The sequence below is a fragment of the Paraburkholderia acidisoli genome, from assembly GCF_009789675.1.
GTDB lineage: Bacteria > Pseudomonadota > Gammaproteobacteria > Burkholderiales > Burkholderiaceae > Paraburkholderia > Paraburkholderia acidisoli.
In genome coordinates this window covers 1318130-1341058 of record NZ_CP046914.1, presented here as the reverse complement: position 1 = coordinate 1341058, position 22929 = coordinate 1318130, and the positions used below count along the sequence as shown (strand labels likewise).

Here is a 22929-nt window from a genome sequence, read left to right as displayed (position 1 = left end):
GCGACGAAGCGCACCGCGCACCACGCACGCCGGCAGCCACACAACACAATTCCGTCCCCGTTTGCGGCTATGATCGTAGTCTGCGGCGCGCCCCGCTTCAACGGGGGCGCGCCTTGCCGCTCTATCGAATACGGGGGAGTGTCGAATGGCATTGGCGTGGCTCGTCGTAATACCGTTCGTCGCAGTGGCGCTGGTGGCGTTCACGCGGCATCGCGCGCCCGCGGCGGGCACGTGGGCCGCGTTCGCCGCCGCGCTGCTCGGCCTCGGCCTGCTCGCGAGCGAACGCATCGGCATGCCCACCTTCGGCGTGCTGCAATGGCGTGCGGACTGGATACCCGAACTCGGTCTCGACTTCGCGCTGCGGCTCGACGGCCTCGCGTTCATGTTCGCGCTGCTCGTGCTCGCGATCGGCCTGCTCGTCTTCATCTATGCGCGCTACTACCTCGCGGGCAGCGAGTCGTTGCCGCGCCTCTATGCGCTGTTGCTGCTGTTCATGGGCGCGATGCTCGGCGTCGTGCTCTCGAACAATCTGCTGCTGCTCGTCAGCTTCTGGGAACTCACGAGTCTCGTCTCGTTCCTGCTGATCGGCTTCTGGCCTTCGCGGCCCGAAGCGCGGCGCGGCGCCCGCATGGCGTTGACCATCACGGGCGCGGGCGGCCTCGCATTGCTGGCCGCCGTATTGCTGCTCGGCCGCGTGTGCGGCAGTTACGATCTCGGCGTCGTGCTCGCGCATGCGGGCGAAGTGCAGCGCAATCCGCTCTATCCCGCCATCCTGCTGCTCGTGCTGTTCGCGGCGTGCACGAAGTCGGCGCAATTTCCGTTTCACTTCTGGCTGCCGCACGCGATGTCGGCGCCCACGCCCGTGTCCGCCTATTTGCATTCGGCAACGATGGTGAAGGCCGGCATCTTCCTCATCGCGCGGTTTTATCCCGTGCTCGAAGGCACCGACCTGTTTTTCTACGTGACGAGTCTGATCGGCCTCGTCACGCTCACGGGCGGCGCAGGCATGGCGCTCGTGCAGCGCGACCTCAAGGGCCTGCTCGCCTACTCCACCATCAGTCATCTCGGCCTCATCGTGCTGCTGTTCGGTCTCGACACGCAGCTTTCCACCGTCGCCGCGCTGTTTCACACCTTCAATCACGCGGTATTCAAGGCGTCGCTGTTCATGGCGGCCGGTATCATCGATCATGAAACCGGCACGCGCGATCTCGGCCGTTTGCGCGGGCTGCGCCGTTACATGCCGCATACGTGCGCGCTCGCGAGCGTGGCGTCGCTGGCAATGGCGGGCGTGCCGTTGCTGAACGGCTTTCTGTCGAAGGAGATGTTCTTCGGCGAAACGCTCGCGCAAGATCTGCTCGGCGACTTCAACTGGCTGATTCCCGCGCTCGCCGTGGTGGCCGCCGCGCTTTCCGTGGCGTATTCGCTGCGCTTCGTGTGGGGCGTGTTCTTCGACGGCGCAACGCCCCGCGACCTGCCGCACTATCCGCCGCACGAACCGCCGCGCTTCATGAAGCTGCCGGTGGAAATTCTCGTGGTGATCTGTCTGCTCGTCGGACTCGCGCCGCAACACACCATCGGCAGAATGCTCGAGTCGGCCGCGTGGTTCGCGCTGGGTGGCGTGGTGCCCGCCTACAGCCTGAGCATCTGGCACGGCGTCAACGTGCCGCTCGTGATGAGCGCGGCGTCAATGATCGCGGGCGCGCTGCTGTTCTTCTTCCGCCGCGACGCGTTCCGCCATCATCGTTCGCGGCTCTCGGAAATGAACGCGAGCGAAGGCTTCGACCGCCTCGTGCAGCGCCTGGAAAAAGGCGCGGGCGCGATCGTGCGCATGTTCGAAACGCGCTCGCTGCCCGCCTACCTCGCGTGGATGATCGCGGCCATGCTGATCGTGCCGGGCGCCGCGCTGCTCGCGCTCGCCTCGTTCGACGGCGCGTATCGCTCCGCGCCCATCGACCCCGTCACGCTCATCGGTCTCGCGCTGATCGCGTTGCTGTCGATCGGCGTGGTGGCCGTGCGCGCGAATACGCTCTACGCGCTCGTCATGCTGAGCACGTGCGGCCTGCTCGTGACGCTCGCGTTCGTGCGCTTTTCCGCGCCCGATCTCGCGCTCACGCAAATCTCCGTGGAAGTGGTCACGGTGCTGTTGCTCGTGCTCGCGATCTACTTCCTGCCCGTCGTGCAGCGCACGATCGAACCGCTGCCCGCGCGTGTGCGCAACGCCGTGCTCGCCATCGCGGGCGGCGCGATGCTCGGCGGCGTGGCCTATGCCGTGATGACGCGCGCACCCGTGGCCGGCATCGCGCCGTTCTTTCTCGCGAACGCGCTGCCGGGCAGCGGCGGCCATAATGTCGTGAACGTGATCCTCGTCGATTTTCGCGGCTTCGACACCCTGGTCGAGGTCAGCGTGCTCGTGGTCGCCGGCCTCGCCGTGAAAGCGCTGCTGCGCGGCCTGCGCCTCAAGGCGCCCGACACCGGGCCGGGCGGTTTGCCGTGGTCGTCGCAATCGCATCCGTTGCTGCTCGCGATCCTCGCGCGTCTCATGCTGCCGCTCACGATCCTCGTGGCCGTATTCGTCTTCCTGCGCGGCCACAACCTGCCGGGCGGCGGTTTCATCGCTTCGCTCATCGTGTCGGTCGCGCTGCTGCTGCAATACGTGGCGAGCGGCGTGCTCTGGACCGAATCGCGCATCCGCATCAACTATCGCGCGCTCGCGGGCCTCGGCCTGCTCGTTGCGGCCACAACGGGTCTGGGTGCGCTCGCATTCGGCCAGCCTTTTCTCACGAGCGCGTTCGGGCATCTGCACATTCCGCTCATCGGCGAGATCGAATTGAGCACCGCCATGTTGTTCGATCTCGGCGTGATGGGCGCGGTGGTGGGCACGACGCTCACGATCGTGTCGCACCTCGGCGTGCGCGACAAAGACATGCAATCCGTGGAGAAAAGCTGATGGAAGCCGCCTTCGCCACTGCGATCGCCGTGCTGTGCGCCAGCGGCATTTATCTGCTGCTCAGCGCGCGCGTGTTGCCGGTGATACTCGGCATCACCCTGTTCTCGTATGCGATCAATCTCTTCCTGCTCGGCATGGGGCGGCTTTCCGTGGGCCAGCCGCCCGTGATCGCCAACGGCGCGCATTACGCCGATCCCGTGCCGCAAGCGCTCGTGCTCACGGCCATCGTGATCGGCTTCGCCATGACGGCGTTCACGGTCGTGCTCGCGCTGCGTGCCCTCGCCATCGACGGCACCGATCACGTGGACGGCGCATGACCCACGCGCTCATTCTGCCCATCCTGATCCCGCTGTTCGCCGCTGGCGCGATCGTGGCGTTGCCGTTGCGCGCGAAGCGCCTGCAACGCGCGCTCAACGTGGTTGCCACGCTCGCCTTGCTGCCCGTGTCGCTCGCGCTCGCGGCGGGCGCGGCGCAAGGCGAAATCGCCAGCTATGCGCTCGGCGCGTGGCGCGCGCCGTTCGGCATCGTGCTGCAACTGGATCGCCTCGGTGCGCTCATGCTCGTGCTCACCGCCGTGCTCGCGAGCTGCTGCCTGCTCGGCACGACCAGCGCGGACGCACGCCGCGGGCGCTATTTCCGCGCGCTCGTGCAATTCGAACTGATGGGCCTGAACGGCGCGTTTCTCGCGGGCGATCTCTTCAATCTGTTCGTGTTCTTCGAGCTGTTGCTGATCGCGTCGTACGCGTTGCTGCTGCACGGCGGCGGCCAGCGGCGCGTGCGCAACGGCCTGCACTATCTGCTGATGAACCTCGTGGGCTCGTCGTTTTTCCTGATCGCGCTGGGCGTGCTGTACGGCATCACGGGCACGCTCAACATGGCCGACATGGGCGAACGTCTCGCGCATCTCGACGCGGCCACGCTGCCACTTGCGCAGTACGCGGGCGCGACGCTCATGCTCGTATTCGGCCTCAAGGCCGCGGTCTTTCCGATGTCGTTCTGGTTGCCGCAGGCGTATCGCAGCGCCATCGGTCCGGTGGCGGCGCTCTTTGCGATCATGACGAAGGTCGGCATCTACGCGATGCTGCGCTGCGACGCGCTGGTGTTCGGCGGCGCGGGCGGCGTGCTCGACGCGTTCATGCACGACTGGGCGTGGTGGCTCGCCATCGCCACGATCGTGTATGGCGCGCTCGGCGCGCTGGCCGTGTCGAGCCTCAAGACCACCACGGGCTTTCTCGTGCTCGTTTCGGTGGGTTTGCTGATCGCGGCGGCGTCGATGCAAACGGTGCTCGCGTGGAGCGCGCTGCTCTACTACCTCATCAGCACGACGCTGTGCACGGGCGCGCTGTTCCTGCTTGCCGACACGCTGGAGCCCGAGCCGCTCGCCTCGACGCACAACGCGGGCGACACGCCCGAACCCGGCTCGCTCGAATCGCTCGACGACGCGGCCGCGCCCGCCATCACCCCCGACGCCGATCTCGAACCCGCGACCGCTCGCGTGAACGTTGCGCCCGCAACAAAAGCGGCTGCCGGCGCATCAACGCCGTGGCCCACCAACTCGGCCGCCGCGCTTTACCTGGCGGCCGCCGTGGGCGCCGCGGGCTTGCCGCCGCTCTCGGGCTTTCTCGGCAAGGCCATGGTGCTCGCCGCCGCGCCGCTCTCGCAGGCCGTGGTGCTGTGGCCCGCCGTGCTGATCTCGGGGCTGCTCTCCATTGTCGCGTTGAGCCGCACAGGCACGCGGCTCCTGTGGGCGATGCCGGCCGCAAACGCGGGCCCGCGCGTCGCGCCGCACGGCAGCCGCATCAAACTCGCCGCGTGCGCGCTGCTGCTCGCGGGTGTGATCGGCGTGACCGTGTTCGCGGGTCCGCTCAAGCATTATCTCGACGCCACGGCCGCGCAATTGCTCGACCGCGACGCCTACGTGCAGGCGATCCTGCGCGCGCCCGCCCAAGGGAGCTGACGATGCTCAAGAGGCTCTTTCCGCACCCGTGGCTCAGCCTCGTGCTGCTGCTCTGCTGGCTGCTGCTGATGAACGACGTTTCGCCCGGCAACGTGCTGCTCGGCGCGTTCCTCGGCAGCGCGATATCGTTCGCCGTGGGCGAAGGCCTGTGGCTGCAACCGGTGCGCTTCGGCAAGCCATGGCGGCTCGCGCGGCTCGCGGGACACGTGCTCATCGATATCGTCGTGGCCAATGCCGAAGTCGCCCTGCTCGTGCTCGGCCCGACCCGACGCCTGCGCCCCGCGTTCATCGAGGTGCCGCTCGACAGCACGCACGAAATCGCGCTCACGGCGCTCATCAGCATCGTCTCGCTGAGCCCCGGCACGCTGTGCGCCGAACTCTCCGACGACCGCACGCGGCTCGTGGTGCACGTGCTCGATCTGGCCGACGAAGCCGCGCTCGTCGCGTTGATCAAAACCCGCTACGAAGCGCCGCTGATGGAGATCTTCGCATGCTAGCCATTGCCATTCCGGTATCGCTCGCGATTCTCGGCCTCGCCTTTCTGCTCACGCTCGCGCGACTCGTGCGCGGGCCTTCGCTGCCCGACCGGCTGGTCGCGCTCGACACGCTCAACATCAACGCGATCGCGCTGATCGTCGTCTACGGCATTCGCTTGCGCTCGACCCTGTTCTTCGAAATCGCGCTGCTCATGGCGGTGATGGGTTTCGTCGCGACGGTGGCGCTCACGAAGTATTTGCAGCGTGGCGACATCATCGAACTCAATTGAGCCAATGGCACTAACCGAGCGGAGACCGCCATGTCAACCGTGATTGAAGCGATCGTCTGCATCCTGCTGCTGGTGGGCAGCGCATTCACGCTGATCGGTGCGATCGGGCTCGCGCGTTTGCCCGACTTTTTCATGCGCCTGCACGGCCCGACCAAGTCGACAACGCTGGGCGTTGGCGGCGTCGTGCTCGCCTCAGTGCTGTATTTCACGGTACATAACGAGTACGCCAGCCTGCACGAGTTGCTGATTCCCGCGTTTCTGTTTCTCACGGCGCCAATCAGCGCACATATGCTCGCGAAGGCGGGTATCCAGCAGCGCGTGAAAGTGAGCGAAGCCACGCGCGGCCGCCCGCCCGTTCACGACGAGCCGGCCAACCCCGCGCGAGCGCAAGCCGCGAACCCGAAAAGCGACGCGTAGCCCGCCGCGCGTAGCCCGCCGCACGTGTGCACGCCGCCCCGAACTCACTCGCTTATCGCTCGGTATCGTCGTTCAAATCTGGCGCGCGTAAAAGCTGCCATTGCTCGTTGTAAAGGTTGCGACGTTTTCAAGCATCGCTTCGAACGCCGATCTCACGCCACGCTCCCAGCGCGCAACATCGAATCGCTTTATCGCAGTGAGTTTGCGCATGTCATGCCGATGAAATGCCGCCTGCGTCTGCATGCGCACGTCGCGCGCCACTCACACGCACTGCACCAATTCCACCCTGCGGCACGCCGATTGCGGAGCGTGCTCGCCCGAATCGGGTATTGCTGGCTTCAACGCCGGCGTAATAACACCGTGCGCAATAACAACAGCGTGGTCCTGTTATCGACATCATGCGTCGATGCAAGAGCGCCGCGCTTCCATACAGCCTGAACGAAACAGATGAGGTGGACGATGAAGACGATTCGCACTCTGGCCGCACTCGCAAGCGCGGCAGCTCTGCTCACCGCATGCGGAGGCGGCGGCAGCGACGTGGCCAAGGAATTGGGCCTGCAAAACCCCGAGATTCACTTCGTGCACGCGCTGCCCGGCGGCCCGAATGTCGACTTCCTGGTGAACGGCAGCGTATTGCAGCCGAACATCCCGTATAAGCAAGTGACGAATTTCGCCAATATCAACACGGGCAATACGAACGTGTCGTATGCGAGCACTGGCACGACCACGGCGCTGGCGAGCGGCAATTTCCCCGACGTCGCGAAAGGCCATGAATACACCGTGCTCGCGCTGCCCTCGCTCACGGGCGGCGACATCGGCCTGATCGACGATCCGTTCGACAAGGGCGTGCTCTCGAACAGCGCCCGCGTGCGCGCGTTCAACGCCACGGTCAATGCGCAAAACCTCGACATGTACGTGGTCGCGCCGGGCACCGCCATCGCCAACATTTCGCCGACGATGGCCGGCGTGAACTACAAGAACGCCGTGCCCGCGAGCGGTCAGGACTCGCTCTACCTGAGCGGCGGCAATTACGTGGTGATCGCCACGGTGGCCGGCAGCAAGACGCCGATCTATCAGTCGCCCACGATCAGCATCAACAATAACGCCGACTGGCTCATCACCACGGTACCGACCGCGGGCACGCTCTCGCAGCTCACGCCGGGTCAGTTCCACATTCTGGTCGCGCAAGGCGGCAACACCTCGCAGCCGAGCGCCGAGTACATCAACGCGCTCACGAATCAGTAACACCCGAGTGGGAATGCCGCCGCGTGAACGCGCGTTCAACGCCCGCGTAACACCCTTTACGCGGCGGCGCCCCGGCCCGTCTTGCGCGCTTCGTTCAACACGTAGTCGATGAAGGTGGAAGCCGCGCGCGTGTGGTGCCGGTTCGGCATGTAGAGCATGTACATGTGCGTGCCGAAAATGCTCAGGCGCCACGTGTCGAGCGAGGTGACGGCCGCGCCGTTGCGAAGGTCGTCGTGCATCACGTAGTCGGGCACGATGCCCACGCCCAGCCCCGCCAGAATCGATTGCCGCAAGAATAAAAAGTTCTCCGAAATAATCGACGGTTCGAGCAACACCTCGTGCCGTTCCTCGCCGAGATAGCCCGCAAGCCGCAACTGACGCCCGACCACCGTGGCCGTGATCACGGGCGCGCGCGCGAGGTCTTCGAGCGTGTGCGGCATGCCGTGCTTTTGCGCCCACGCCGTGCAGGCGCACGCAATGTACTTCACCTGCCCCATGTCGCGCGCCACGAGATTCTGCGGCGGTTCATGCATCACGCGCACGGCGATGTCGACTTCGTCGCGCAGCAGGTCTTCCACGCGATTCTCGAACATCACGTCGAGCACGATGCCCGGATACAGGCGCTTGAAGTCGATCAGCCAGTCCGACATCACGAGCTGGCCGTAGCCGCTCGGCACCGAAAGCCGCACGCGCCCCTGCAGACTTTGTCCCAGCGTGGAAACTGACTCGCGCGCCGCGAGCAGCGCGTTCTGGATAGCGCGGCCATGCTCGTAAAGCTTGAGGCCGATTTCGGTGGGCTCGACGCGCCGCGTGGTGCGCCGCACGAGTTGCAGGCCGACCGACTTTTCGAGGTGGTTGAGGTGGTAGCTGACGTTCGCGCGGCTCATCTTGAGCCGCCGCGCCGCCTCGCTCAGATTGCCCGCGTCGAGAATTTCGCAGAGCAGGGTCAACGCGTTGACGTCCAAGGTAGCGCCTTCATTGTCAAAATTTCTTTGACAGTCTGTCAATGAGCGATGGGATTGTCAATTGGACTTAACGTGACGACAATCGAAGCCAAACTCGAATTCCTGCGCGGACTTCCCGCGAACCGGCCCTCATTCTGGAGACAGCTTCATGGCAACCGACAGCGTCACTGCATCGTCCGCTTCCTCCGTCCCCCCCGTGACTCACGAACTGCGCGGCAAAGTCCTGCTCGTCACCATCGACCACGCGCCGGTGAATGCGCTGTCCGTCGAGGTGCGCCGCGGTCTCGCCGCCGCCATCGAACACGCGGAGTCGAGCGACGCCGTGCAGGCCGTGCTGCTGGTGGGCGCGGGCCGCAACTTCATCGCGGGTGCCGACATCCGCGAGTTCGGCAAGCCGCCGCAACCGCCCGCGCTGCCCGACGTGTGCAACCGCATCGAGGCGTGCCACAAGCCCGTGATCGCGGCCATTCACGGCGCGGCGCTCGGCGGCGGCCTCGAGGTCGCGCTCTCGGCGCACTACCGGCTCGCCGTCGCGGGGGCGAAGCTCGGCCTGCCCGAAGTGCAACTCGGCCTGCTGCCGGGCGCGGGCGGCACGCAGCGCACGCCGCGTCTGATCGGCGCGGAGGCCGCGCTTTCGCTGATGCTGAGCGGCCGCCACGCGAGCGCGCAGGAAGCGCTCAAGCTCGGTCTCGTCGACCGCGTGGGCGCCAGCGACGACATCCTCGCCGAAGGCCTCGCCTACGCGCAGGAACTGCTCGCGAGCCACGCCCACGTGCGCCGTACGCGCGACGCGCACGGTCTCGCCGACCGCGCCGCCGCGCAAGCCGCCATCGACACCGCGCGCGCCGACACCGCGAAGAAGTCGCGCGGCCTGTTCTCGCCGCTCAAGATCGTCGATTGCGTGCAGACCGCGCTCGATCAATCGTTCGACGAAGGCCTGCGCTTCGAGCGCAAGCAGTTTCTCGAATGCCTCGACAGCCCGCAGCGCGCGGGCCTCGTGCACGCCTTCTTCGCCGAGCGCGAAGTGCAGAAGGCGCCCGAAACGAAGGCCGCGAAACCGCGCGCCATCGAGAGCGTTGGCGTGATCGGCGGCGGCACCATGGGCGCCGGCATCGCCGTGGCCGTGCTCGATTCGGGCCTGCCCGTGACGATGATCGAACGCGACGACGCCTCGCTCGCGCGCGGCCGCGCGCATGTGGAGAAGGTCTACGACGGCCTCGTCGCGAAGGGCCGCATGACGCCCGAAGCGAAGGCGCAGGTGCTCGCGCGCTACAGCGGCAGCACGTCGTACGATGCGCTCGCGAACGCCGACCTCGTGATCGAAGCCGTGTTCGAGGACATGAACGTGAAGCAGGCCGTGTTCGCCGAACTCGACCGCGTGTGCAAGCCGGGCGCCGTGCTCGCGACCAACACCTCGTATCTCGACATCGACGCGATCGCCAGCAGCATCAAGCGCCCGCAGGACGTGGTGGGCCTGCACTTCTTCTCGCCCGCCAACATCATGAAGCTGCTCGAAGTGGTGGTGCCGAAGCAGGTGAGCGCCGACGTCGTGGCGACCGCCTTCGAACTCGCGAAGAAGCTGCGCAAGGTGCCGGTGCGCGCGGGCGTGTGCGACGGTTTCATCGGCAATCGCCTGCTCGCGGTGTATCGCACGGCCGCCGACCACGTGATGGAAGACGGCGCCTCGCCGTATCAGATCGACAAGGCCATTCGCGACTTCGGCTTTGCGATGGGCCCGTACCAGGTGATCGACCTCGCGGGCGGCGACATCGGCTGGGCCACGCGCAAGCGCCGCGCCGCCACGCGCGATCCGAACGCGCGCTACGTGCAGATCGCCGACCGCCTGTGCGAGCGCGGCTGGTTCGGCCAGAAGACGGGCCGCGGCTTCTATCTGTACCCGGAAGGCGCGCGCACGGGCTCGCCCGACCCCGAAGTCGAAGCGATCATTCGCGCCGAACGCGAACGCGCCGGTATCGAGCCGCGCAGCTTCAGCGACGAGGACATCATCCGCCGCTACATGGCCGCCATGATCAACGAAGGCGCGAACGTCGTGCACGAGGGCATCGCGCTGCGCCCGCTCGACGTGGACGTGACGCTCGTGTACGGCTACGGCTTCCCGCGCTATCGCGGCGGCCCCATGAAATACGCCGATACCGTGGGCCTCGCCAACGTGCTCGCCGACATCCGCGCGTTCGCGAAGGAAGATCCGCTGTTCTGGAAGCCCTCGCCGCTGCTGGTCGAACTGGTCGAGCGCGGCGCGAACTTCGCCAGCCTCAACGAAGCGGTGTAAAGCGGGAGCACAAGCATGGATCTGACATTCACCAACGAAGAAGAGGCGTTCCGCGGCGAGGTGCTCGCGTTCCTGCGCGAGCGTTTGCCGCAGCGGATTGCCGACAAGGTACGCAACGGCAAGCGCCTCACGCGCGACGACATGGCCGCGTGGCACGCGATCCTCCACGAACAGGGCTGGCTCGCGAACCACTGGCCGAAGGAGTATGGCGGCCCCGGCTGGAACGCCGTGCAGAAGTTCATCTTCGAGAACGAATGCGCGATTGCCGCCGCGCCGCGCATCGTGCCGTTCGGCGTGAACATGCTCGGCCCCGTGCTCATCAAATACGGCAGCGAAGCGCAAAAGCGCCACTGGCTGCCGCGCATTCTCGACGGCTCGGACTGGTGGTGCCAGGGCTATTCCGAACCGGGCGCGGGCTCCGACCTCGCGGCCGTGCGCACCATGGCCACGCGCAAAACGGATGAAAACGGCGATCACTACGTCGTGAACGGCCAGAAGACGTGGACCACGCTCGGCCACTACGCGAACATGATCTTCTGCCTCGTGCGGACCGCCACGGACGTGCGCAAGCAGGAAGGCATCAGCTTTCTGCTGATCGACATGAACACGCCCGGCATCGAAGTACGCCCCATCGTCACGCTCGACGGCGAGCACGAAGTCAACGAGGTCTTTTTCACCGACGTGCGCGTACCGGCGGCGAATCTCGTCGGCGAAGAAAACAAAGGCTGGACCTACGCGAAGTATCTGCTCACCTACGAGCGCACGAACATCGCGGGCGTGGGGTTCTCCGTGGCCGCGCTCGCGCGGCTGAAGCGCGCCGCGCAGAAAGTCACGCGCAACGGCAAGCCGCTCGCGGAAGATCCGCAATTCGCCGCGCGTCTCGCCCGCGTAGAGATCGACCTCGAGAACATGAAGACGACCAACCTGCGCGTGATTGCGGCCGTCGCGGGCGGCGGCGTGCCGGGCGCGGAAAGTTCGATGCTGAAGATTCGCGGCACCGAAATTCGCCAGGAGATTTCGTCGCTGCTGCGGCGCGCGATGGGACCGTATGCCGCGCCGTTCATTGAAGAAGCGCTGGGCGAGGATGACGCGGGCGCGAACGCGGGCCCCGAAGAAGCCGCGAGCGCCGCCGCGCAATACTTCAACAACCGCAAGCTGTCGATTTTCGGTGGCTCCAACGAAATCCAGAAGAACATCATCTCGAAGATGATGCTCGGGCTCTAAGGATTGCGCGATGAATTTCCAGCATACCGAAGATCGCCGCATGCTCGCGGACACGCTCAATCGCTTTATCGCGGAGCAGTACGGTTTCAGCACGCGCGATACAATCGCGCGCTCCACGTCGGGCTTCAGTGCCGATATGTGGCAGCGATTCGCCGAACTGGGCGTGATCGGCGCGCTCTTCGATGAAGCCGACGGCGGCTTCGGCGGCCAGGGTTTCGATATCGCCGTGGTGTTCGAAGCGCTCGGGCGCGGTCTCGTCGTCGAGCCGTTTCTCGACACGCTGATCGTCGGCCGCGCGCTCGCGCACGCGGGTAACGCGGCACAGCGCACGCGCATCGCCTCGTTCATCGACGGCTCGCAAGTCGCGGCGCTCGCGCACGACGAACCGGGCTCGCATTACGAAGACGCCCGCGTGAGCACGCGCGCCGAACAGCAAGACGGCGGCTACGTGTTGAACGGCGCGAAAGGCGTCGTGCAGCAGGCGGAACACGCCAACGTGCTGCTCGTTTCGGCACGCACCTCGGGCGAGGCATTCGACGAAGCGGGCATTTCGCTCTTCGTCGTGCCGCGCGATGCGGCGGGCGTGAACGTGCGCGGCTACGCGAAAATCGACGGCGGCCGCGCGGCGGAAGTCACGTTCGACAACGTGCGAGTCGACGCGGACGCGCTCGCAGGCACCGAAGGCAGCGGCTTCGCCACGCTCGAACACGCGCGCGGTTACGGCGTGCTCGCGCTCGCGGCCGAAGCGCTCGGCGCGATGGACGTGGCGCGCGACTTCACGCTCGACTATCTGCGCACGCGCAAGCAGTTCGGCGTGCCGATCGGCAGCTTCCAGGCGTTGCAACACCGCATGGCCGACGTGCTGCTCGAAATCGAGCAGGCGCGCTCGGCGGTGATCAACGCGGCGGCCGCTATCGAAGCGCCGCGCGCGCAACGCGAACGCGCGCTATCGGCGGCGAAGTACACGATCGGGCGGATTGGCGCGCGCGTGGCCGAGGAAGCGATCCAGCTGCACGGCGGCATTGGCATGACGTGGGAACTGCCGCTCGCGCATTACGCGAAGCGCCTCGTGATGATCGATCATCAACTCGGCGACGAGGATCATCATCTCGCGCGCTATATCGCGTTCGGGCGCGAAGCGGCCTGAACCACCGCCACGGGCGCGGCGTATACCGTTGCGTCCACAACGAACAAGGAGTGCCCTCCGATGTCCACCGAACCTGACCGCTTGCCCCTCGCGGGCGTGCGTGTGCTCGACTTCTCGCGCATTCTCGCGGGACCGTGGAGCGCGATGGTGCTCGGCGATCTCGGCGCGGAAGTCATCAAGGTCGAGCATCCGCAACGCGGCGACGACACGCGCGACTGGGGCGTACGTATCGGCAAGACCGAAACCGCGTACTTCAACAGCGTGAACCGCAACAAGCGCTCGGTCACGCTCGATCTGCAAACCGCCGAGGGCCGGCGCATCGCGCAGGACCTCGCCCAAACCTGCGACGTGGTCGTGCAGAACTTCAAGTTCGGCGGCGCGGAAAAGCTCGGCCTCGGTTACGAGCAACTGCGCGCGCACAACGACCGTCTCATCTATTGCTCGATTTCGGGCTACGACCGCAGCGGCCCCGAAGCGAGCCGCCCCGGCTACGATCTCGTGGTGCAGGGCGAGGCGGGCCTGATGGCGCTGAACGGCGAAGCGAACCGGCCGCCGCTGAAATTCGGCGTGGCCGCCGTCGACCTGTTCACCGGCATGTATGCGGCGCAGGCCATGCTGGCCGCGCTGTTCGAGCGCGAGCGCACGCAGCGCGGGCGTCACATCGAAATGGCGCTGTTCGATTGCGGCCTGATGATCACCGCTTACTACGGGCTCGAAGCGCTCGTGATGGGCGAAGATCCGCCGCGCTACGGCAACGCGCATCCGTCGATCGTGCCGTATGGCGTGTTCGACGCCGCCGATGGCCCGCTCGTCATCACCGTGGGCAATACGAGTCAGTACGAGCGCTTTTGCCGCGAAGTGATCGAGCGCCCCGATCTCGCGAGCGACGAGCGCTACGCGACCAACATCCTGCGCTCGCAGCATCGCGCCACGCTCCTGCCCGAGATCACGCGCGAACTGGGCAGCCGCTCGCGCGCGTGGCTGCTCGAACGTCTCGCGCAAGCGGGCATTCCGTGCGGTGAAGTCGCGGGCTTGCGCGAAGCGCTGCTTTCGCCGCGCGCCACCGATGCGGGTCTCGTCACGCAACAACCGCACCCGCATACGGCGAGCGGCAGCACGCCCGTGCTTGCGCCGCCGTGGCGTTTCGACGGCGAACGCATGCCCGTGCGCCACGCGCCACCGCAACTCGGAGAGGGCACGCAAGACGTGCTTCAGGAAGTGCTCGGCTATTCGCCGCAGGAACTGGCCGATTTACGACGCAACGGCGTTATTTGAGTCCATTCGAATCCCATCGAATCCCTATGAGTCAAGGAGGAGTGGCAGTGAAGATTCTCGTACCGGTTAAACGCGTAGTTGATTACAACGTGAAGGTCCGTGTGAAGTCGGATGGCACGGGTGTGGATATCGCCAACGTGAAGATGTCGATGAATCCGTTCGACGAGATCGCCGTTGAAGAGGCGGTGCGTTTGAAGGAAGCGGGCGTGGCGACCGAAGTGATCGCCGTGTCGTGCGGTGTGACGCAAGCGCAGGAAACGCTGCGCACGGCGCTCGCGATTGGCGCGGACCGTGCGATTCTCGTGGAGTCGAGCGAGGATTTGCAGCCGTTGGCGGTGGCTAAATTGCTGAAGGCTTTGGTCGATAAAGAGCAACCGCAGCTCGTGATTCTCGGCAAACAAGCCATCGACGACGATTCGAATCAGACTGGCCAGATGCTCGCCGCGCTCGCGAATCTGCCGCAAGCGACGTTCGCCTCGAAAGTGACGGTTGCCGATGGCAAGGCCACGGTCGCGCGTGAAGTCGATGGCGGCGCGGAAACGCTGTCTTTGACGCTGCCCGCTGTCGTGACCACGGACCTGCGCCTGAACGAGCCGCGCTACGTCACGCTGCCGAACATCATGAAGGCAAAGAAGAAGCCGCTCGAAACGATCAAGCCCGAAGACCTCGGCGTGGATGTCACGCCGCGTCTGAAGACGCTCAAGGTCGCCGAACCGCCCAAGCGCAGCGCAGGCGTGAAGGTGCCGGACGTGAAGACGCTGGTCGAGAAGCTGAAGACCGAAGCCAAGGTGCTGTAAGGGGAGCCGAAAAATGACAACGCTGGTTATTGCTGAACACGACAATCAGTCGATCAAGGCTGCAACGCTCAACACGGTTGCAGCAGCACAGAAGATCGGTGGCGACGTCCACGTGCTGGTCGCGGGTCACAACGCGCAAGCCGCCGCCGACGCCGCCGCGAAGATCGCAGGCGTGGCGAAGGTGCTGCTCGCCGATGCGCCGCAACTCGAACAAGGCCTCGCGGAAAACGTCGAAGCGACGGTGCTCGCCATCGCGAAGAACTACTCGCACATCCTCGCGCCCGCTACGGCCGCAGGTAAAAACGTCGCGCCGCGCATCGCTGCGAAGCTCGACGTTGCGCAGATCAGCGACATCACCGCTGTGGATAGCGCCGATACGTTCGAGCGTCCGATCTACGCGGGCAACGCCATCGCCACGGTGCAATCGGCGGATCCGATCAAGGTCATCACGGTTCGCGCAACGGGCTTCGACCCGGTCGCGGCGGAAGGCGGCAGCGCCTCGGTGGAAAAGATCGAAGCGGCCGCAGACAGTGGTCTCTCGCAGTTCGTGAGCCGAGAAGTCACCAAGCTCGATCGCCCGGAACTCACGAGCGCGAAGATCATCGTTTCGGGTGGCCGTGGCCTCGGCAGCGGCGAGAACTACACGAAGGTGCTGGAGCCGCTCGCCGACAAACTCGGCGCGGCCCTCGGCGCCTCGCGTGCCGCCGTGGACGCGGGCTACGTGCCGAACGACTTCCAGGTCGGCCAAACGGGCAAGATCGTCGCGCCGCAGCTTTATGTGGCCGTCGGTATCTCGGGCGCCATCCAGCATCTCGCGGGCATGAAAGACTCGAAGGTCATCGTTGCCATCAACAAGGACGAAGAAGCGCCGATCTTCAGCGTGGCCGATTACGGCCTCGTGGGCGATCTGTTCGCGGTCGTGCCGGAACTCGCGGGTTCGCTGTAATCGCCCGCCCGCCGCGTCGCCGTTCGCGCGACGCGGCAACTTGCCCCATCGCTCGAAGACTCCCTCCGCACGCGGTTCGGCGCACCCGGTTATATTGCGCTTGAGGCCGCGCGCCGCTTCCCGCGAGCGCGCGGTTCGTATCCGTCTCCGACCGCCTCTCGCGCAGCGCGCGAGCGTCCGAACGAACCCGCCCGCGATGGAGCATACCTACAACCATCTGCTGCACCTGCTCGGCACGCATCCCGCGTGGACGCTCGCCTTCGTCGTGTGCGCCGCGTTCCTCGAGTCGCTCGCCTTCGTCGGCACCTTCGTGCCGGGCAGCACGGCCATGTTCATTGCAGGCGCGTTCGCGGCCACGGGTGGGCTGAATCTCGGCTGGCTGTTCTTCTGGGCGATCCTCGGCGCGGTGGCCGGCGACGGCGTGAGTTTCTGGATCGGCCGCCGCTATCGCGACTCGCTCAAGCAGATCTGGCCGTTCAGCCGTCATCCCGTGATTCTCGATCGCGCGCAGGCGTACTTCGTGAGCCACGGCGCGCGCAGCGTGATTCTCGCGCGCTTCGTCGCGCCGCTACGCGCCGTGGTGCCTATCGTCGCGGGCATGGCGGGCATGACGCCCACGCGCTTTCTCGTCATGAACGTGATGTCGGCGCTCGTGTGGGCGCCCGCGCATATCGTGCCGGGCGTGGTGTTCGGCGCGTCGATACAACTGGCCGGCGCGGTCTCGTTCCGCCTCGTCCTGATTCTCGCCATCGTGGCGCTCGCGGGCTGGCTCATCTGGCATGTCTCACGCATCCTGCTGGCGCATATCGACAACTGGGCCAGCGCCTCGCGCCTGCGCGCCGCCGCCTGGGCGAAGCAGCATCCGGGCCGCTCGGCGCGGCGTATCGCGCGCCTGCTCGATCCCGCCCAACCGGCACTCGGCGCGATCCTCGTCATCACCGGGCTCGTGCCCGTGTGCGCCGCCGTGTTCTCCTACGTGCTCGACAACGTGTTGCGCGGCGCGCCGCTCGTGCAGCTCGACCAGTCCGTGCGGCAGTTCCTGCATTCGATCCATTCGACCTGGGCCGACGCGGCACTCGCGCGCGTCGAAACGCTCGGCAGCGGCTGGACGCTCGCGGCGCTGGTCGCGACCGTGGCCGTGTGGATGGCGTTCGAGCGGCGCTGGCGCACCATCGCGTACTGGGCCATCGCGGCGGGCGTCTCGCAACTGCTCATCGTCATCCTGCGTTTCGCGATCCACCACGCCGCGCCCGGCAACCAGACCATCGAGGCCTACGTGTTCCCGAGCGACCGCGTGGCGTCGATGGTGATCGTCTACGGCTTCGTGATGTTCCTGCTGGTGCGCCGCGCGACCATGCTCGAAGCGGTGATGGTCGCGGCGGTCGGCAACGCCATCGTGGTCGCGGTCGCGTTCGCGGGCCTTTACTTCGACCGCTTCCTGTTCTCGGACGCCATTGGCGGGGCGGCCTTCGCGTCGATCTGGGTCGCGGCCGTCGTACTCACCTCGCTGTGGCGCTACCCCGAGCGGCCGCCGCAGCGCACGTTCATGCCCGCGATCGCGCTCGCGGTACTGGTGGCGGCATGCCTCGCGCAGACCCTGCCGGCGGGCAGTCTCGGCGATACGACCGCGGCGCAGACCAATGCCTCGAGCGGTACCCGCGCGAGCGTCGTGATCTCGCAGATGCAGTGGAGCGATTCGCTGTGGCGCACGCTCGCGTGCTATCGCTTCGACATGAAAGGCGAGCGCCGCGAACCGATGACGATCCAGTGGGCCGCCAGCGCCGACGCGCTACGCGCCGCACTGCGCGACGCGGGTTGGGTCGAAGGCCCGCAGTTGTCGGTCAAGAGCGTGCTGTCGCTGGTCGCGCCCAACGTCGACGTGATGATGCTGCCGCTCTTGCCCAAGCTGAACAACGGCCTGCCCTCGCCACTGGTGTTCGCGCGGGCGCGCATGGACGATGCCGATGGCGATGGCGCGGATGTCGCGGGCGGCGCGGGTGGCGCAGGTAGCGCCGATCAAGCGGCACCGCTGGCGAGCGCCGCCAGCGCCACGGGCCACGCGGGCATGACGGTCACGCGCGACAGCCGCCGCGACGTGCTGCGCTTCTGGCCGACCGACTACGCGCTCGCGCCGGACAAGGAAGGCGCCGCGCCCACGCCGCTGTGGGTGGGCTCGCTCGTGCACGAGCGCCTGCGGCGCGCTTCATGGCCGTTCAACGTCGTGACCCCTTACACCGACAAAGCCGCCGACAAAAGCGCGGACCGCGCCGCCGCAACCAGCGACCCCGCGCACGGCGAGCCTCATCTCTCCGCGCCGGGCACGCCGCCGGGCTGGCGCGTCATCACGCTGCCGGGCGACACGGGCTGCGAAGGGCGCCCCGTGAAGCTGATCGTGCAGGCGAATCCGGCCGCGCGCTGAATACGCTGAATACGCTGAATACGCTGAACACGCGCGGCACGGCGTCACGGCATGGCGGGGTTCATCGGCGAAATCCGCCCTGAGCGCTACAGCTGCGATTCCGCCCAGCTTCCCGTCGCGTTGAAGCGGTCGATGCGTTTGCGCGCGTCGGCGTAGGCGGCGTCGAGCGCGGCGCCCTCACCGGGATAGTTGCGCATCAAGTCGTGGAAACGCACGCTTTTGCCTTCCAGATGGGCGTCGGCGGCGTGCCGGCAGATGTAGCCGCTGTAATGGAACAGCGGCTCGGGCGAGCGCGGTCCGAACGCCGGAATCGCCAGCACCCAGATCTCGAAGCCCTCGTGCTCGGTGTGGTCCCACATGGCCAGCCTCCTTCGTGACTCGGAACGCCCACTATGGCCGCATTTGGCGCGCCCCGCCACGAAAGCGCCCTTTTTTGCGACTTTGGCTACACTATGCGGGCTCGCGCGCCTTCGGGCCGTGTTCGGCGGCGCGCGGCGACGGCATTCTGCCTACGACTTCAAACAGCGAAACCCCACACCATGACGCCGGCCTCACTCACGCAGGAACCGCAGTCCGTTTCCAGCGCCGTCACGCGCAACGCGTTCTTCATCGTCGTGACCGTCAACGAAGACGCCGCCAGCCGCGCCACCGTGCGCGCCTGGTGCGCCGACGTCGCCAATCTCGTGCGTGCTGTCGGCAAGCGCGTGCCCGCCGGCAATCTCTCGTGCGTGGTGGGCTTTGCCGCCAACGCCTGGGACAAGCTGTTCGGCGAGCCGCGCCCCGCCGAGCTGCACCCGTTCCGCGAGTTCGGCACGGGCGAGCGCAAGGCGGTCGCCACGCCCGGCGACATTCTTCTGCACATTCGCGCCGACCAAACCGACCTCTGCTTCGAACTCGCCACGCAATTGATGACGCGCCTCGACGGCGCGGTCAAAACCGTGGACGAGGTGCACGGTTTCCGCAACTTCGACATGCGCGCGATGATCGGTTTCGTCGACGGCACGGAAAACCCGGTTGGCAACGAAGCCGTGCATTTCACCGTGATCGGCGAAGAAGATCCCGAGTTCTGCGGCGGCAGCTATGTGCTCGTGCAGAAATACCTGCACGACATGAAAGGCTGGAACGCGCTGCCGGTGGAGGCGCAGGAACACATCATCGGCCGCACCAAGCTGCAGGACATCGAACTCGACGAAGCCGTGAAGCCGAGCTGGTCGCATAGTTCGCTCACCACGCTCGACGACGCCAGCGGCAACGAGATCAAGATCCTGCGCGACAACATGCCGTTCGGGCGGCCCGGCGCGGGCGAATTCGGCACGTATTTCATCGGTTACGCACGCTCGCCGCAGCCCATCGAGCAGATGCTGGAGAACATGTTCGTCGGCAATCCGCCGGGCAACTACGACCGCCTGCTCGATTTCAGCCGCGCCGTGACGGGCGGCCTGTTCTTCGTGCCGTCGCAGCCGCTGCTCGAAGCGCTCGCCGAAGAACAGCCGGGCGCGACACCCACGATCGACGTGCCGCGCGCGGAAGGCGCAGGCGCCTCGCCGGACGCAGCATCCGAAAACCAGACACCCACCTCGACCGAGCCTGCCGCCGCGCCGTCCGCCGACGGCTCGCTCGCCATCGGATCCCTCAAAGGAGCACCCCGGTATGAATAACCTCCATCGCGAGCTGGCGCCCATTTCCACGGCCGCGTGGTCGCAGATCGAAGAAGAAGTCGCGCGCACCTTCAAGCGCTCGCTCGCGGGCCGCCGCGTCGTGGACGTCGAAGGCCCGGGCGGCCCGGCGCTCGCCGCCATCGGCACCGGCCACCAGAACGGCATCGAGGCGCCGCTCGAAGGCATCCGCGCGCGCCAGCGCGAAGTGAAGGCGATCGTCGAACTGCGCGTGCCGTTCGAGCTGTCGCGCGACGCCATCGACGACGTCGAGCGCGGTGCCGAAGACTCCGACTGGCAGCCGGCCAAGGACGCGGCCACGCGCCTCGCGTTCGCGGAAGACCGCGCGATCTTCGACGGCTACACGGCCGCGCAGATCACGGGCATCCGCGAAGGCACGTCGAACCCGATCCTGCCGCTGCCCGCCAATCTCGCCGATTACCCCGAGGTGGTCGCGAAGGCGCTCGAGCAACTGCGCCTGCAAGGCGTGGACGGCCCGTACGCCGTGCTGCTGGGCTCCGACGCCTACACGGCCGTGAGCGAGGCGAGCGACCAGGGCTACCCGATCCTCGAGCACATCCGCCGCCTCGTGAACGGCGAGATCATCTGGGCGCCGGCCATCGTCGGCGGCGCGATCCTGAGCACGCGCGGCGGCGACTTCGCGTTCCATCTGGGCCAGGACGTGTCGATCGGCTATGCGTCGCACGACGACCGCAGCGTGCGGCTGTATCTGCAGGAGAGCTTCACGTTCATGCTGCTGACCTCGGAAGCTTCGGTGGCGGTGAAGGCGGAGTAAGCTCGCGCGGAACCGTGCGCGCCTTGGGGAAATGGCGCGCACGGCCGCCACTGCCGGTATCATGGCGACCTCGCCCCGCGTGCCGCACCCGCCGGGCGCGACCGATTTCATTCACGACGAGCAGAGGAAGACCGCCATGACGGCCGCAACGCAATTCGATCAGGTATCCGTAATCAAACGCGCCAACGTCTATTTCGACGGCAAGTGCGTTTCGCACACCGTGCTGTTCGCCGACGGCTCGCGCAAGACGCTCGGCGTGATCCTGCCCGGCACGCTCAACTTCGGCACCGACGCGCCGGAACTCATGGAAGTGCAAGCCGGCCAGTGCCGCATCCGCCTCGCGGGCAGCGACGAATGGCAGACCTACGGCGCGGGCGACTCGTTCTCGGTGCCGGGCAACAGCCGCTTCGACATCGACGTGGTCGAAACGCTCGACTACGTGTGCAGCTACCTGTAAGCGTCGGGCGCGCCGCATAGCGCGTCTCGCTTCGCGCATCGCCCCGCCTCTAACGATTGCAAACGCCCGCCGCTCATGGCGGGCGTTGTCTTTCAGAGCGCCGCCCGCGACGCAGCGCCCCCCGGCGCTCGCTACAATGGGCGCCAGCGATTTCCTCCGTGTCCCTCCACGTCGACTCCCGTCGATTTCCGCCGATCCACGCAGATTCCCGCGCCGTGTCCTCCCTTCCGCCGCTTACGCCGCCGCCCGTCCCGCGCTCCCGTTCCGCCGACGACCGCCCGCCGCCGCGCAGCCCGCTCGCCACGCTCGCCGTGGTCACGATCCTCACCGGCATCGGCGCCGGGCTCGGCGGCATGCTGCTCGCGCTGCTATTGCACGAAATCCAGCATCTCGCGTACGGCTACAGCGCGAGCCACGTGATCGGCAACGAGAGCTTTCTGCAAGGCGTGACGGGTACCTCGCCCGCGCGGCGCGTGGCCGTGCTGGTGGCGTGCGGCGTGATCGGCGGCGGCGGCTGGTGGGCGCTGTATCGCTACGGGCGGCCGCTCGTGAGCATCGCCGCGGCGATCAAGCCGGGCGGCGCGCGCATGCCGCTCGCCGCAACCACCGTGCACGCGCTGCTGCAGATCGTGACCGTCGCGCTCGGCTCGCCGCTCGGCCGCGAAGTCGCCCCGCGCGAGATCGGCGCCGTGGTCGCGAGCTGGCTGGCGAAACGCACCGGCCTCACCGGCCCGGAGCGCCGCGTGATGATCGCGTGCGGCGCGGGCGCGGGCCTCGCGGCCGTCTACAACGTACCGCTCGGCGGCGCCGTGTTCGTGCTCGAAGTCCTGCTCGGCACGTTCGGCTGGTCGGCGGTCGTGCCCGCGATCACGACTTCGGCCATTGCCGCCGTGGTCGCGTGGATCGGTCTCGGCGACGAGCAGCAATACCACGTGCCCGCCTACGCCATCAACGCGCAGCTCGTGGTGTGGTCGGTGCTGTGCGGGCCGCTCTTCGGCGCCGCCGCGCACGGCTTCGCGCGCCTCACGAGCCGCGCGCGCAGCGCGTCGCCGAAAGACTGGCGGCTGCCGCTCTACTCGCTCGTGAACTTCGCAGGCATCGGCGTGCTGGCGATCGGGTTTCCGCAATTGCTGGGCAACGGCAAAGGCCCGGCAGGCCTGAGTTTCGACGACGATCTCGGCATCGGCCTGGCGGCCACGCTGCTGGTGCTGCGCGTGCTCATCACGACCACCACGCTGCGCGCGGGCGCGAAAGGCGGGCTACTTACGCCGGGACTCGCGAACGGCGCGTTGCTCGCGATCGTGCTCGGCGGCCTCGCCAATCACGTGTGGCCGGGCATGGCGCCGGGCGCGTTCGCGATCGTGGGCGCAGCGGCATTTCTCGCATCGTCGATGCAAATGCCCGTGACGGCCACCGTGCTCGTGCTCGAATTCACGCACGCGAATCACGATCTCGCGATCCCGATGCTGCTCGCGGTGGCTGGCTCGATCGCCACGCTGCGCCTGCTCGAACGCCCGCCGCCAACCGCCGCCGCGCCCATGGGCGAACGCGAGCGGCGCCTCGCCGCGCTGCGCGAGCCCACCACGCGGGCGTCGGCTGACTAAGCGGCGGACTGAGCGGCGAACC

The 22929-nt window shown here is 66.9% G+C and carries 21 protein-coding genes; 18 read left to right on the top strand and 3 right to left on the bottom strand.

Annotation, left to right across the window (positions count from 1 at the left end):
- Positions 1–145: 145 nt before the first annotated feature.
- From FAZ98_RS20115 to FAZ98_RS20090, 6 genes are read left to right on the top strand one after another with little or no spacing between them, the layout of a single operon-like run.
- A complete protein-coding gene (locus FAZ98_RS20115) occupies positions 146–2947 on the top strand; it encodes a monovalent cation/H+ antiporter subunit A (protein ID WP_158953148.1) in 2802 nt (933 codons plus the stop codon).
- Entirely contained in the window at positions 2947–3264 is a 318-nt protein-coding gene (locus FAZ98_RS20110) for a Na+/H+ antiporter subunit C (protein ID WP_158953147.1), read from the top strand. Before FAZ98_RS20115 ends, FAZ98_RS20110 begins: the two co-directional genes overlap by 1 nt.
- Positions 3261–4904, top strand: a complete 1644-nt coding sequence (locus FAZ98_RS20105; protein ID WP_158953146.1) for a monovalent cation/H+ antiporter subunit D — start codon at positions 3261–3263, stop codon at positions 4902–4904. The genes FAZ98_RS20110 and FAZ98_RS20105 overlap by 4 nt, the downstream gene beginning before the upstream one ends.
- A gap of 2 nt (positions 4905–4906) precedes the next feature.
- Positions 4907–5401, top strand: a complete 495-nt coding sequence (locus FAZ98_RS20100; protein WP_158953145.1) for a Na+/H+ antiporter subunit E — start codon at positions 4907–4909, stop codon at positions 5399–5401.
- Positions 5395–5670, top strand: coding sequence for a K+/H+ antiporter subunit F (locus FAZ98_RS20095; RefSeq protein WP_158953144.1), 276 nt, complete (start codon positions 5395–5397; stop codon positions 5668–5670). The genes FAZ98_RS20100 and FAZ98_RS20095 overlap by 7 nt, the downstream gene beginning before the upstream one ends.
- A gap of 30 nt (positions 5671–5700) precedes the next feature.
- Positions 5701–6087: a Na+/H+ antiporter subunit G gene (locus FAZ98_RS20090; RefSeq protein ID WP_158953143.1), complete on the top strand. Its 387-nt coding sequence runs from the start codon at positions 5701–5703 to the stop codon at positions 6085–6087.
- 72 nt (positions 6088–6159) lie between these two features.
- Here FAZ98_RS20090 and FAZ98_RS20085 read toward each other — a convergent pair whose 3' ends face one another.
- A complete protein-coding gene (locus FAZ98_RS20085) occupies positions 6160–6330 on the bottom strand; it encodes a hypothetical protein (RefSeq protein ID WP_158953142.1) in 171 nt (56 codons plus the stop codon).
- A gap of 216 nt (positions 6331–6546) precedes the next feature.
- Here FAZ98_RS20085 and FAZ98_RS20080 point away from each other — a divergent pair, with 216 nt between their 5' ends.
- On the top strand, positions 6547–7332 hold the full coding sequence (locus FAZ98_RS20080; RefSeq protein WP_158953141.1) for a DUF4397 domain-containing protein: 786 nt from the start codon (positions 6547–6549) through the stop codon (positions 7330–7332).
- A gap of 56 nt (positions 7333–7388) precedes the next feature.
- On the opposite strand, the gene FAZ98_RS20075 is transcribed toward FAZ98_RS20080, so the two are convergent.
- Positions 7389–8297 carry a LysR family transcriptional regulator gene (locus FAZ98_RS20075; protein WP_158953140.1) on the bottom strand — a complete coding sequence of 303 codons (909 nt, stop codon included), beginning with the start codon at positions 8295–8297 and terminating at the stop codon, positions 7389–7391.
- Between the two features lie 148 nt (positions 8298–8445).
- Between FAZ98_RS20075 and FAZ98_RS20070 the strand changes: the two genes are divergently transcribed.
- From FAZ98_RS20070 to FAZ98_RS20040, 7 genes are all read left to right on the top strand, one after another.
- Positions 8446–10587: a 3-hydroxyacyl-CoA dehydrogenase NAD-binding domain-containing protein gene (locus tag FAZ98_RS20070; protein ID WP_158953139.1), complete on the top strand. Its 2142-nt coding sequence runs from the start codon at positions 8446–8448 to the stop codon at positions 10585–10587.
- A gap of 15 nt (positions 10588–10602) precedes the next feature.
- Complete coding sequence (locus tag FAZ98_RS20065) at positions 10603–11811, top strand: acyl-CoA dehydrogenase family protein (RefSeq protein WP_158953138.1); 1209 nt, start codon at positions 10603–10605, stop codon at positions 11809–11811.
- A 10-nt stretch (positions 11812–11821) separates the two neighbouring features.
- Positions 11822–12958, top strand: coding sequence for an acyl-CoA dehydrogenase family protein (locus tag FAZ98_RS20060; RefSeq protein ID WP_158953137.1), 1137 nt, complete (start codon positions 11822–11824; stop codon positions 12956–12958).
- Positions 12959–13018: 60 nt separating this feature from the next.
- Positions 13019–14233, top strand: a complete 1215-nt coding sequence (locus FAZ98_RS20055; RefSeq protein WP_158953136.1) for a CaiB/BaiF CoA transferase family protein — start codon at positions 13019–13021, stop codon at positions 14231–14233.
- 47 nt (positions 14234–14280) lie between these two features.
- Positions 14281–15030: an electron transfer flavoprotein subunit beta/FixA family protein gene (locus tag FAZ98_RS20050; RefSeq protein WP_158953135.1), complete on the top strand. Its 750-nt coding sequence runs from the start codon at positions 14281–14283 to the stop codon at positions 15028–15030.
- Between the two features lie 13 nt (positions 15031–15043).
- Entirely contained in the window at positions 15044–15976 is a 933-nt protein-coding gene (locus FAZ98_RS20045) for an electron transfer flavoprotein subunit alpha/FixB family protein (RefSeq protein WP_158953134.1), read from the top strand.
- Between the two features lie 196 nt (positions 15977–16172).
- Entirely contained in the window at positions 16173–18395 is a 2223-nt protein-coding gene (locus tag FAZ98_RS20040; RefSeq protein WP_158953133.1) for a VTT domain-containing protein, read from the top strand.
- A gap of 86 nt (positions 18396–18481) precedes the next feature.
- Here the strand turns inward: FAZ98_RS20040 and FAZ98_RS20035 are convergent, their stop codons facing one another.
- On the bottom strand, positions 18482–18754 hold the full coding sequence (locus FAZ98_RS20035) for a hypothetical protein (RefSeq protein WP_158953132.1): 273 nt from the start codon (positions 18752–18754) through the stop codon (positions 18482–18484).
- A gap of 180 nt (positions 18755–18934) precedes the next feature.
- On the opposite strand from FAZ98_RS20035, the gene FAZ98_RS20030 reads away from it, so the two are divergent.
- The 4 genes from FAZ98_RS20030 to FAZ98_RS20015 all read left to right on the top strand — a co-directional run bounded on the left by FAZ98_RS20030 (position 18935) and on the right by FAZ98_RS20015 (position 22907).
- Entirely contained in the window at positions 18935–20053 is a 1119-nt protein-coding gene (locus tag FAZ98_RS20030; protein ID WP_158953131.1) for a Dyp-type peroxidase, read from the top strand.
- Positions 20046–20846, top strand: a complete 801-nt coding sequence (locus FAZ98_RS20025; RefSeq protein ID WP_158953130.1) for a family 1 encapsulin nanocompartment shell protein — start codon at positions 20046–20048, stop codon at positions 20844–20846. The genes FAZ98_RS20030 and FAZ98_RS20025 overlap by 8 nt, the downstream gene beginning before the upstream one ends.
- Before the next feature lie 136 nt (positions 20847–20982).
- Complete coding sequence (gene ppnP, locus FAZ98_RS20020; RefSeq protein WP_158954087.1) at positions 20983–21303, top strand: pyrimidine/purine nucleoside phosphorylase; 321 nt, start codon at positions 20983–20985, stop codon at positions 21301–21303.
- 215 nt (positions 21304–21518) lie between these two features.
- Positions 21519–22907, top strand: coding sequence for a chloride channel protein (locus FAZ98_RS20015; RefSeq protein WP_407672086.1), 1389 nt, complete (start codon positions 21519–21521; stop codon positions 22905–22907).
- The last annotated feature ends 22 nt before the right edge of the window (positions 22908–22929 follow it).

Bases quoted from the DNA above. Each gene is read 5' to 3' on its own strand.
- FAZ98_RS20115 (WP_158953148.1), top strand. From the start codon at position 146: ATGGCATTGGCGTGGCTCGTCGTAATACCGTTCGTCGCAGTGGCGCTG.
- FAZ98_RS20110 (WP_158953147.1), top strand. From the start codon at position 2,947: ATGGAAGCCGCCTTCGCCACTGCGATCGCCGTGCTGTGCGCCAGCGGC.
- FAZ98_RS20105 (WP_158953146.1), top strand. From the start codon at position 3,261: ATGACCCACGCGCTCATTCTGCCCATCCTGATCCCGCTGTTCGCCGCT.
- FAZ98_RS20100 (WP_158953145.1), top strand. From the start codon at position 4,907: ATGCTCAAGAGGCTCTTTCCGCACCCGTGGCTCAGCCTCGTGCTGCTG.
- FAZ98_RS20095 (WP_158953144.1), top strand. From the start codon at position 5,395: ATGCTAGCCATTGCCATTCCGGTATCGCTCGCGATTCTCGGCCTCGCC.
- FAZ98_RS20090 (WP_158953143.1), top strand. From the start codon at position 5,701: ATGTCAACCGTGATTGAAGCGATCGTCTGCATCCTGCTGCTGGTGGGC.
- FAZ98_RS20085 (WP_158953142.1), bottom strand. From the start codon at position 6,330: ATGCAGACGCAGGCGGCATTTCATCGGCATGACATGCGCAAACTCACT.
- FAZ98_RS20080 (WP_158953141.1), top strand. From the start codon at position 6,547: ATGAAGACGATTCGCACTCTGGCCGCACTCGCAAGCGCGGCAGCTCTG.
- FAZ98_RS20070 (WP_158953139.1), top strand. From the start codon at position 8,446: ATGGCAACCGACAGCGTCACTGCATCGTCCGCTTCCTCCGTCCCCCCC.
- FAZ98_RS20065 (WP_158953138.1), top strand. From the start codon at position 10,603: ATGGATCTGACATTCACCAACGAAGAAGAGGCGTTCCGCGGCGAGGTG.
- FAZ98_RS20060 (WP_158953137.1), top strand. From the start codon at position 11,822: ATGAATTTCCAGCATACCGAAGATCGCCGCATGCTCGCGGACACGCTC.
- FAZ98_RS20055 (WP_158953136.1), top strand. From the start codon at position 13,019: ATGTCCACCGAACCTGACCGCTTGCCCCTCGCGGGCGTGCGTGTGCTC.
- FAZ98_RS20045 (WP_158953134.1), top strand. From the start codon at position 15,044: ATGACAACGCTGGTTATTGCTGAACACGACAATCAGTCGATCAAGGCT.
- FAZ98_RS20040 (WP_158953133.1), top strand. From the start codon at position 16,173: ATGGAGCATACCTACAACCATCTGCTGCACCTGCTCGGCACGCATCCC.
- FAZ98_RS20035 (WP_158953132.1), bottom strand. From the start codon at position 18,754: ATGTGGGACCACACCGAGCACGAGGGCTTCGAGATCTGGGTGCTGGCG.
- FAZ98_RS20030 (WP_158953131.1), top strand. From the start codon at position 18,935: ATGACGCCGGCCTCACTCACGCAGGAACCGCAGTCCGTTTCCAGCGCC.
- FAZ98_RS20025 (WP_158953130.1), top strand. From the start codon at position 20,046: ATGAATAACCTCCATCGCGAGCTGGCGCCCATTTCCACGGCCGCGTGG.
- ppnP (WP_158954087.1), top strand. From the start codon at position 20,983: ATGACGGCCGCAACGCAATTCGATCAGGTATCCGTAATCAAACGCGCC.